Source organism: Streptomyces sp. NPDC054842, from assembly GCF_053611025.1.
Window position 1 is genome coordinate 74995 of sequence record NZ_JBSGZN010000035.1, and the last position, 10848, is coordinate 85842.

At 70.6% G+C, this 10848-nt stretch carries 8 protein-coding genes; all 8 read left to right on the forward strand.

What is annotated here, in order from left to right; all coding sequences use genetic code 11:
* Positions 1–291 precede the first annotated feature (291 nt).
* The 8 genes from ACWGIS_RS25480 to ACWGIS_RS25515 all read left to right on the forward strand — a co-directional run bounded on the left by ACWGIS_RS25480 (position 292) and on the right by ACWGIS_RS25515 (position 10785).
* The gene (locus ACWGIS_RS25480) at positions 292–4044 is read left to right on the forward strand and encodes a nitrate- and nitrite sensing domain-containing protein (protein WP_453364762.1); all 3753 of its coding nucleotides are present in this window, start codon (positions 292–294) and stop codon (positions 4042–4044) included.
* Between the two features lie 9 nt (positions 4045–4053).
* Entirely contained in the window at positions 4054–4467 is a 414-nt protein-coding gene (locus ACWGIS_RS25485) for a roadblock/LC7 domain-containing protein (RefSeq protein ID WP_010984127.1), read from the forward strand.
* Positions 4468–4578: 111 nt separating this feature from the next.
* Positions 4579–4977 (forward strand): DUF742 domain-containing protein, encoded by a 399-nt coding sequence (locus ACWGIS_RS25490; protein ID WP_059131717.1) that lies wholly within the window; start codon positions 4579–4581, stop codon positions 4975–4977.
* Positions 4958–5533 (forward strand): GTP-binding protein, encoded by a 576-nt coding sequence (locus ACWGIS_RS25495; RefSeq protein WP_121406161.1) that lies wholly within the window; start codon positions 4958–4960, stop codon positions 5531–5533. The genes ACWGIS_RS25490 and ACWGIS_RS25495 overlap by 20 nt, the downstream gene beginning before the upstream one ends.
* 365 nt (positions 5534–5898) lie before the next feature.
* Positions 5899–9111 (forward strand): sensor histidine kinase, encoded by a 3213-nt coding sequence (locus ACWGIS_RS25500; RefSeq protein WP_453364763.1) that lies wholly within the window; start codon positions 5899–5901, stop codon positions 9109–9111.
* Positions 9112–9121: 10 nt separating this feature from the next.
* Positions 9122–9535 carry a roadblock/LC7 domain-containing protein gene (locus ACWGIS_RS25505; RefSeq protein ID WP_030948713.1) on the forward strand — a complete coding sequence of 138 codons (414 nt, stop codon included), beginning with the start codon at positions 9122–9124 and terminating at the stop codon, positions 9533–9535.
* Positions 9536–9629: 94 nt separating this feature from the next.
* Positions 9630–10223 (forward strand): DUF742 domain-containing protein, encoded by a 594-nt coding sequence (locus ACWGIS_RS25510; protein WP_453364764.1) that lies wholly within the window; start codon positions 9630–9632, stop codon positions 10221–10223.
* Positions 10204–10785: a GTP-binding protein gene (locus ACWGIS_RS25515; protein WP_121406158.1), complete on the forward strand. Its 582-nt coding sequence runs from the start codon at positions 10204–10206 to the stop codon at positions 10783–10785. The genes ACWGIS_RS25510 and ACWGIS_RS25515 overlap by 20 nt, the downstream gene beginning before the upstream one ends.
* The last annotated feature ends 63 nt before the right edge of the window (positions 10786–10848 follow it).

The following is a 10848-nucleotide window of genomic DNA, read 5'->3' on the forward strand; positions in this document are numbered from 1 at the left end:
TGTACGAGATCGCTTTGCACGTCTCGTGACGCGTCCCTCACAAGGTGTCACAGTGGTCACAGCCCGGTACTCGGGCCTTGTTGGAGATCCTGCACTGTGCTGGAATTCCACGGACCGCCGCGGGATGGAACCGGCGCGCAGGGGCGCAACGCAGCGCCGAGTGGCGGCGGGAAGGGGGAGCCAGCGCCGGTCACTCACGACCACCAGGGGGCGCACTGCGCCCTTGAACGACGCCGACACCGTCCTCGCCGCTCGCGCGGAGGGACGCCTGGTCCAGAGGTTGCGACGCTAGTGCAGGGACGTTTCAAGAGGGATGGCAGCGCTTCGGCGGAGCCGGAGCCGCACGGCGGGACCGACCGCGGTTCCTCGCCCCAGCACGCCCAGAACCCGGGACCGGCCGAGTCCGGCGGTGGCAGCGGCGACCGCTCCGCGCGGTCCGGCGCGAAGGGCGCCGGCACGACGGCCGGGACGCCGAAGGGCCCGACCGGCCCCGGCTCGCGAATAGCGCTGCGCAACTGGCGCATCTCGACCCGTCTGGTCTCGCTGCTCGCGCTCCCCGTGGTCGCCGCGACCTCGCTCGGCGCGCTGCGCATCAACCAGTCCATGGACGACATCCAGCAGCTCGACAACATGAAGCTGCTGACGGACATGACGAAGCAGGCGACCGAACTCGCCGTCGCGCTGCAGGACGAGCGCGACGAGTCGGCCGGTCCCCTCGCCCACGGCAACACGGCGACCGACTTCACGGTCCAGGGCGTCCGCAAGAAGACGGACGACGCGACCAAGGCCTTCCTCACCGGCACCCAGGAAGTCGACGACGCGAGCGCGAACGGACAGCTCACGGGCGTCCGCGACAGCGTCGTCGGCATCGCGGAGCAGTTGGGCAACCTCAACACCATCCGCAACGGCGCCTACAAGGACCCCAAGAACTCCGCGCAGACCGTCGAGGCGTACCACCGCCTCATCTCCCAGCTGCTCGACCTCTCCCAGGACATGGCCGAGGCGACCAGCAACCCGGAGATGATCCAGCGCACCCGCGCCCTGTCGGCCTTCTCCTCCGCCAAGGAGTACGCGTCCATCCAGCGCGCCGTCATCGCCGCGTCGCTGCCCGCGAACGACGACACCTTCGGCTCGCTGTCCTCGAACGACCGGTTGTACGCCCTCTCCGCCCAGACCAGCCAGAAGTCCGAGCTGGACGCCTTCAACAACATCTACGGCGAGGGCGCCGAGGACCTGACCAAGCTCATGAACTCGAACAACCCCACGATCGAGGCGGCGGACCGCTACGCGAGCCGTGTGCTGAACAGCGAAGCGGGGATGCGTTCGCAGGGCAAGCTCTCGTACCGGGACTGGCTGGACGACGACTCGACGAAGATCGAGACGATGTCCAGGCTCGAGCTGACCCTCCTGAACCAGATGGAGCAGAAGGCCCGTGAGCTGCGCAGCGAGTCCGAGCGCGAGGCGCTCGTCTCCGGTGCGCTGATCCTGCTCGTCCTCGGTGTCTCGCTGGTCGGCGCCTTCGTCGTCGCCCGGTCCATGATCCGCTCGCTGCGCCGGCTCCAGGACACCGCGACCAGGGTCGCCCAGGACCGCCTGCCCGAGCTGGTCAAGCAGCTCTCCGAGTCCGACCCGCAGGACGTCGACACCTCCGTCGAGTCGGTCGGTGTGCACTCCCGGGACGAGATCGGCCAGGTGGCCGCGGCCTTCGACGACGTGCACCGCGAGGCCGTCCGACTGGCCGCCGAGCAGGCCCTCCTGCGAGGCAACGTCAACGCGATGTTCACCAACCTCTCGCGCCGTTCGCAGGGCCTCATCCAGCGTCAGCTCTCGCTCATCTCCGAGCTGGAGTCCCGCGAGGCCGACCCGGACCAGCTGTCCTCGCTGTTCAAGCTCGACCACCTCGCGACCCGCATGCGCCGTAACGGCGAGAACCTCCTCGTCCTCGCCGGTGAGGAGCCGGGCCGCAGGTGGACCCGCCCGGTCCCGCTGGTCGACGTGCTCCGCGCCGCCGCCTCCGAGGTGGAGCAGTACGAGCGCATCGAGCTGTCCTCGGTGCCGACCACCGAAGTGGCCGGCCGCGTGGTCAACGACCTCGTGCACCTGCTCGCCGAGCTGCTGGAGAACGCCACCTCGTTCTCCTCCCCGCAGACCAAGGTCAAGGTCACCGGTCACGCGCTGCCCGACGGCCGCGTGCTGATCGAGATCCACGACACCGGCATCGGCCTCTCCCCCGAGGACCTGGCCGCGATCAACGAGCGGCTCGCGTCGCCGCCCACCGTGGACGTGTCGGTCTCCCGCCGCATGGGTCTGTTCGTGGTCGGCCGCCTGTCGCAGCGACACGGCATCCGCATCCAGCTCCGCCCGTCCGACTCCGGCGGCACGACGGCCCTCGTCATGCTGCCCGTGGACGTCGCCCAGGGCAAGAAGCTCCCCGGCAAGCCGGGACAGGGCGCTCAGGGCACCGGTGGCCCGGCGGCGGCGCAGGCCGCGGCCGGTGTCGCCGCGGCCCGCCGCGGCCAGGGCGGCCAGGGCGGTCCCTCCCTCGGCGCGGGTGCTCCCGCCGCCGGCGGCGGGCTCCTCGGTGCCGCTCCGCAGCGCGGACAGGTGGGCGCCGGCCAGGGGCCGCGCGCCGCACTGCCCACCAGCAACCAGGGCGGTCGCCCCGGCGGCCAGGGCGGAGCACGCGGACCGCAGGGTCCCGGCGCGCCGCAGCACGGCCAGAACAACCCGGCGCAGGGCAGGCCGGCTCCGGCCGGTGCCGGTGCCGGCGGGTTCGGGCAGAGCGCGCCGGGTGCCCCGCAGGGCCTCCAGGCCGCCGGTACCGGCACCCCGCAGAACTTCAACGACGCAGGCACCGGCTCCCGCCGGGGCGGCTTCGGTGACGCCGCGCCCGGCGCCCACCAGGGCGGGTTCGGCGACACGGCGGCCGGCACGCAGCAGGCCGGCCCCGCGGCCGCGCCCCCGCAGCAGCCCAAGGAGTCCCGCCGGCGCAGGCCGCAGCTCCCCGGCCGCGGTGGCGGTGCCCGGGCCGAGCTGCCCGGCGGCAACGCCCAGCAGCGGCCGAGCTGGAGCGACGAGAACGCCCAGCCGCCGGTGCCGCGTGCCTCGCTCGACACCCCGCGCGGACACGAGGAGCCGGACCCGCTGTCCTCGACCTCGCGGCTGCCGCGGATCGACGACCGCCAGGGTCCGGGCGCGACCTCGGAGATCCCGCGGATCGACGACCGTCAGGGCGTCGGCTCCACCTCCGAGTTCCCCCGCCCGGACTACGACGCCCCGCGCCCCGGCGCTGCGGCGCCGCAGAACACCGGGTCGTTCGCCCGCTCCGACCTGTACGGCGGCCAGACGTCACCGTCCGCCACGGGCCAGTTCCCGGCCCAGGGCTACGGCGCGCAGGACCCGTCGGCCACCGGCCAGTTCGAGCGGCCGCAGGTCAACGGCGGCGGTCCGGCCGACTTCGGCGCCCCGCGCCAGCAGGCGCCGCAGCAGCGTCCCGCGCGTCCGCAGGAGCCCGAGGCCCTGCCGCCGGCGGGTCCGGGCGACGGCCGCACGCCGCTGTACGACACGCTGGAGACCAACTGGTTCCACGGTCAGGCGCAGGGCGGTCAGGCGCAGCCGCAGGGCGGCCAGGCGCAGGGCGGTCAGCACCAGGGCGGCGGGCGGCACAACGGCTCGCAGGGTTCCGCGCAGGCCTTCCAGCCGCAGTCTCAGGCGCCGGCACCCGCACGGCAGGCCGGTCCGCCGGCCACCTCCTCGTGGCGCAGCTCTCCGAACGACGACCTCGTCCGGCAGGCAGAGCGCGTCCGTCAACCGTCGGCAGGCGGGGTCACCACCTCAGGCCTGCCGCGCCGGGTACCGCGTGCGAACCTCGTCGCGGGCACGGCTCAGCAGCAACAGCACCAGCCCGGTCCGCAGGTATCGCGTGCGCCCGATGACGTACGCGGCCGGCTGACCAATCTCCGTCGGGGCATCCAGCAGGGTCGCCAGGCCGGTAGTGGCCAGACCGGCAGCTTCCCCAGCCCCACTCACCAGCAGGAGCACTAGTTGAGCCCGATGAGCCAGGCGGCACAGAACCTGAACTGGTTGATCACCAACTTCGTGGACAACACCCCAGGGGTGTCCCACACCGTCGTCGTGTCCGCCGACGGACTCCTTCTGGCGATGTCCGAAGGCTTCCCGCGCGATCGCGCCGACCAGCTCGCGGCGGTCGCGTCCGGGCTCACCTCGCTCACGGCCGGGGCATCCCGGATCTTCGAGGGCGGCACGGTGGCCCAGACCGTCGTCGAGATGGAGCGCGGCTTCCTCTTCCTGATGTCCGTCTCGGACGGATCGTCGCTGGCGGTCCTCTCCCACCCCGAGTGCGACATCGGCCTTGTCGGCTACGAGATGGCACTGCTGGTCGACCGCGCGGGCGCCGTGCTCACGCCCGACCTGCGTGCCGAACTACAGGGAAGTCTGCTCCACTGACGGCCCTGGTTCCAGCGAACTCACGCAATCACCGTCCGGCCGACACAATCCCCCCACCGGCCCTTCCCCGACGGCACGACTGACCGACTTGCTGTCCCGCCCGGAGGATTCATGACCCCGCCCACCGCCTCTCATGATCCGTACGCTGAGCCGTACGGAGACGAGGGCGACCAGCCGCTGGTACGTCCGTATGCGATGACCGGCGGCCGGACCCGGCCGCGTTACCAGCTCGCGATCGAGGCGCTGATCAGCACCACGGCCGACCCGGCGCAGCTGATGGGGCTGCTCCCCGAGCACCAGCGAATATGCCACCTCTGCCGAGAGGTGAAGTCGGTGGCCGAGGTCTCGGCTCTGCTGTCGATGCCTCTTGGTGTGGCCAGGATTCTTGTCGCGGACCTCGCCGAGGCGGGACTCGTCGCCATCCACCAGCCGGGCGGCGACGAGAACAACGGCGGTGCACCTGACGTGACACTGCTCGAAAGGGTGCTCAGTGGACTTCGCAAGCTCTGACGGAGGCCGGGCGACCACCTCCGCGAAGATCGTGGTGGCAGGTGGCTTCGGCGTGGGCAAGACCACGTTCGTCGGCGCCGTCTCGGAGATCAACCCCCTGCGCACCGAGGCCGTCATGACGTCCGCGTCCGCGGGCATCGACGACCTCACCCACACCGGGGACAAGACCACCACCACGGTGGCCATGGACTTCGGCCGTATCACCCTGGACCAGGACCTGATCCTGTACCTGTTCGGCACCCCCGGACAGGACCGCTTCTGGTTCATGTGGGACGACCTGGTCCGCGGCGCCATCGGTGCCGTCGTTCTCGTGGACACCCGCAGGCTCGCCGACTGCTTCCCCGCGGTCGACTACTTCGAGAACTCGGGGCTGCCGTTCGTCATCGCCCTCAACGGCTTCGACGGGCACCAGCCGTACTCGCCCGAGGAGGTGCGCGAGGCCCTGCAGATCGGTCCGGACGCCCCGATCATCACGACGGACGCCCGGCACCGCGCCGACGCGAAGAGCGCGCTGATCACCCTGGTCGAGCACGCCCTGATGGCCCGCCTGCGGTAGTCGTCCAGGCTCCCCATGATCCAAATCGGCAGCGCCGTACGGCAGTTGTCGTAGATTCGCTGGCGCCGGCTGTGTCCTTTGACACGGCCGGCCTCAGTGTTCATAACGTTTCGACAGAGATATCCGCTCAGGCCGCCACGCGACGCGGTCGCTCGGTGTCGCTGCGCTCATGAAGGCCCCGCCATTTGACGGGGCTCGTTCTTTATGACCGTTTTATCTAGGGCTTACATCACACGGAATGTTGGGTTCCGAGTGTTTGGAAGAGCGCTGCCTGACGTGCTGGAATGCCTGAACTGCCCAGTAGACAGGGCGCTGGAGACACCGCGGCACAACGTAGGTGCCGACGCCGAGAGGTTGTTGGTCGAGTGAGGCGAAGCAAGAACGGTCCCGAGCCGTCGGCACGGGGCAACTTCACCCCGCCGCCGCGCGGAGCGGCGCCCGCACAAGTGTCCGGCCCCGAGCCGACGGCGGCGCCCGCCCCGAGCGGCGGTCGCTTTTCCCCGCGCAACTGGCGGGTGCCGGCCCGGCTGAACGCGATCCTGCTCATACCCGTGCTGGTCGGCCTGGTCATGGGCGGCTTCCAGGTGAAGAGCTCGATCGACACCTGGCAGGAGGCCGAGGACGCGCAGAACACCGCACGCCTCGTGCGGGCCTCCCTGACCTACGCCAACCAGCTCATCGAGGAACGCGACCTCACGGCCGCCCCCCTGCTCGGCGGTGAAGGCGAGAAGAACCCGGACGTGGTCAAGGCACGCGCCGCCACGAACCGGGCCGCCGACGCCTTCGACGAGGCCGCCCGGAGCATGCCGGACAAGCCGGGCCTGGAGCGCCGGCTCGGACTGTTCCGCAAGGTCGAGCCCAGCCTGGTCTCCCTGCGCAAGAACGCGTACACGAGCAAGCTCTCCGGCGTGAAGACCGAAGAGGGCTACGTCCAGATCCAGCACCCGCTGATGGAGTTCGCCAACGAGCTGGGTCTGGGCACCGGAAACATCACCAGCTACGGCCGGACCGTCTACGCGATCTCCCTCACCAAGGCCGCCCTGTCCCTGGAGCGGTCCATCGGCATGCACCTGCTGGTCAAGCCGGGCCCGGGCAACGGCAGCCTGACGAGCCAGCGCGTCGCCCTCTCCTCCTACGCGTACCTCGAGGGCATCGCCGTCGAGGAGTACATCGGCGGTGGCACCGCGGCCGACGCGGCCAAGCTCGACGCGGCCAAGAAGAAGCTCCAGGCCGACGGCGAGGAGCAGGCCAAGGAGGCGGCCGCGTCCGCCCAGGCCGAGGGCAAGACCTACGTACCGCCGCCGTCCGAGCCGACCGCCATGGTCTCGGCCCTCGCGAAGCTGTCGTCCACGGACCCCGCGGAGCGCCAGGCGCTCGCCGCCAAGGGCATCACCGCCCCCAACTGGTGGGCGGTCAACACCGCCAAGTTCAACGCCTACCGCACGATCGAGTCGGATCTCGCCGACAAGGCCGTGACCGAGGCCTCCGGCATCGCGGACGACGCCAAGCGCGACGCGATCATCACCGGTGCCGCCGTGGTCCTCGCCCTGCTGGCCGCCTTCATCCTGGCCGGCATGGTGGCCCGCCAGATGAGCCGCTCCATGCGCCAGCTGCGCAACGCCGCCTTCGCGGTCGCCGAGCAGCGCCTGCCGATGCTGGTCGACCAGCTCTCGCGCACCGATCCCGGACGCGTCGACACCCGGGTCACGCCGATCCCGATCACCACGACCGACGAGATCGGCGAAGTCGCCCGCGCCTTCGACCAGGTCCACCGCGAGGCCGTCCGGCTCGCCGCCGAGCAGGCCCTCCTGCGGGGCAACATCAACGCGATCTTCACCAACCTGTCGCGCCGCAACCAGTCCCTGATCGAGGGCCAGCTGACCCTGATCACCGACCTGGAGAACAACGAGGCCGACCCGGACCAGCTGGAGAACCTCTTCCGCCTGGACCACCTCGCGACCCGTATGCGCCGCAACGGCGAGAACCTCCTGGTCCTCGCCGGCGAGGAGCCGGGCCGCCGCTGGGACCAGCCGGTCCCCCTCGTCGACGTACTGCGCGCCGCCTCCTCCGAGGTGGAGCAGTACGAGCGCATCGAGCTGTCCGGCGTCCCGGAGGCCGAGATCCACGGCCGCGCCGTGACCGACCTCGTGCACCTGCTGGCCGAGCTGCTGGAGAACGCGACGACGTTCTCCTCCCCGCAGACCAAGGTCCGCGTCACCGCGACCCGGCTGCCCGACGGCCGCATCATGGTCGAGATCCACGACAAGGGCATCGGCCTCACCGCCGAGGACTTCGCCGACATCAACCACAAGCTGGCCAACCCGCCGACCGTGGACGTCGCGATCTCCCAGCGCATGGGCCTGTTCGTGGTCGGCCGGCTGTCCGACCGGCACGGCATCCGCGTCCAGCTCCGCCCCTCGGGCGAGCAGGCCGGCACCACGTCGCTGGTCATGCTCCCCGACGCGATCACCCACGGTGGCGGTGGCGAGCAGCAGATGCAGCGCGACGAGTTCACCGTCTCGCAGATCATCCCCGAGCAGCAGACGTTCCAGGGCGAGCCCTTCCAGGGCCAGCCGATGCGGACGGCCGCCGAGCTCGGCTTCGACGACAGCCGCTACGAGGTCCCGGACGACATCCGGGAGCTCGACCCCGTCGGCCGCTCGCTGATGCGCGAGGAGCGCCGTGCGGCCCTGGAGGCCCAGGCGCAGGGCCCGGAGGCCATCGAGGCCGCCCGGTACCAGGACGGCTTCGACGCCCAGCAGCACCCGTACGACAGCGGTCAGCCCGCGTACGACGAGCAGCCCGGGTACGACAACGGGCAGGGCACGTACGAGGACCAGCAGACGACGTACGACCAGCAGACGGCGTACGAGGGGCAGCAGCAGCCTGCGTACGACGAGACGTACTTCCCGCCGAACGGCGGCTATCCGGAATCCGGGTACCAGGAGCCGGCGCAGCAGGAGCGGCCCGCCGCCCGCTCCACCGCCTCGGAGACCTTCTCCGCCTTCGAGCAGCCGTCCTACCAGGACGACTGGCCGCAGCAGGACGGGTACCAGGGCGGATACCGGTCCGAGTACGCTCCGGAAACGGAATCCTCACAGGCTGACGCGGGCGAGCGGGACCGCGTAGGCTTCGAACGTCCGGGACCGGGCCCCTCCGCCGTCCACGAGCTGACCGACGCCGGGCTGCCGCGCCGCGGATCCACTCCCGGTGGGGACGACGACCAGCAGCGCGCGAACCAGGATCCGCCCGCGGCCGCGCAGGGCAACGGTGACTGGCGCTCGTCGAACGACGACCGGTGGCAGCGCGCCGAGCAGCTCCGCAAGCCCAAGGCGGGCGGGGTCACCTCCTCGGGTCTGCCCCGTCGGGTCCCCAAGGCCAACCTGGTCGAGGGAACCGCCGAGTCGACCCCCCAGGGCGGCCCCCAGGTCTCCCGCGCCCCCGAGGACGTCCGGGGCAGGCTGAGCAACCTGCGCCGGGGCGTCGAGCGGGGACGCAATGCAGGTAGTGACACGAACGGCCAGGCCACTGGGAATCACCACAGTGGGCCTGACAGCACCTACAACCAGGAGCGTTAGTGTGAGCCCGATGAGCCAGGCGGCACAGAACCTGAACTGGTTGATCACCAACTTCGTGGACAACACCCCCGGGGTGTCGCACACGGTGGTGGTCTCCGCCGACGGACTCCTTCTGGCGATGTCCGAAGGCTTTCCCCGTGACCGCGCCGACCAGCTCGCCGCCGTCGCGTCCGGACTTACCTCGTTGACCGCGGGAGCCTCCCGCATCTTCGAGGGTGGCAGCGTGAATCAGACGGTTGTGGAGATGGAGCGGGGATTCCTCTTCCTGATGTCCATTTCCGACGGTTCGTCGCTCGCGGTCCTCGCACATCCCGAAGCGGACATCGGCCTCATCGGGTACGAGATGGCGCTTCTCGTGGACCGTGCGGGCACGGTTCTGACCCCGGATCTTCGTGCGGAGCTCCAGGGGAGCCTTCTCAACTAGCAGACAGACGGTGCGTTTTGGCGTCCTTAGGCCATAAGGTTTCGGGACGCGGCATCACAGTGATGGGTGCCCGGCACAGTCGGAGGAGGAGAAAGTGGCAACACCCCCAGGCAATTCGTCTTCGGGTAACTGGTCCTACGGCCCCGGTCAGGGGCAGGGTCAGGGTGACGGTTCGCAGAACCCGAACCGGTACAACTTCCCCTCCGCACCGAGCCACCGGCGTCAGCCGTACGCGCCCCAGGGCCCCCAGGGTCCCGGTCCCTCGCCGTACGACCAGCCGCCGGCGCCGCGCATCCAGCCCGTGCAGCCGCAGCGACGCGCACCCGAGCCGGCGCCCGCGGGGGCGTCGAACCCCCTGGTACGTCCGTACGCCATGACGGGCGGCCGTACCAGGCCCCGCTACCAGCTCGCCATCGAGGCGCTGGTGCACACCACCGCTCAGCCGCACCAGATGCAGGGGCAGTTGCCCGAGCATCAGCGGATCTGCAATCTCTGCCGGGAGATCAAGTCGGTGGCCGAGATCTCGGCGCTCCTGACGATCCCTCTCGGCGTGGCCAGGATTCTCGTCGCCGACTTGGCGGAGGCGGGCCTGGTCGCCATCCATCAGCCCGGCGGCGACGAGAACGCCGGCGGTCAGCCAGACGTGACTTTGCTCGAAAGGGTGCTCAGTGGACTTCGCAAGCTCTAGCGGAGGGCCTTCCCGCTCCACCACGTCCGCGAAGATCGTGGTGGCGGGCGGCTTCGGCGTGGGCAAGACCACGTTCGTCGGCGCCGTCTCGGAGATCAACCCGCTGCGCACCGAGGCCGTCATGACGTCCGCATCCGCGGGCATCGACGACCTCACCCACACCGGAGACAAGACGACGACGACCGTCGCCATGGACTTCGGCCGCATCACCCTGGACCAGGACCTGATCCTCTACCTGTTCGGCACCCCCGGACAGGACCGCTTCTGGTTCATGTGGGACGACCTGGTCCGCGGCGCCATCGGTGCCGTCGTTCTCGTGGACACCCGGAGGCTCGCCGACTGCTTCCCGGCCGTGGACTACTTCGAGAACAGCGGCCTGCCGTTCGTCATCGCCCTCAACGGCTTCGACGGCAACCAGCCGTACGGCCCCGACGAGGTACGGGAAGCGCTGCAGATCGGCCCGGACACCCCGATCATCACGACGGACGCCCGGCACCGCGCCGACGCCAAGTCGACGCTCATCACACTCGTCGAGCACGCGCTGATGGCCCGCCTGCGCTAGGCACGGCCGCACCGCGAACCAGGGGCGCCCTCTCCGTCGGGAGAGGGCGCCCCTGTCGTATGC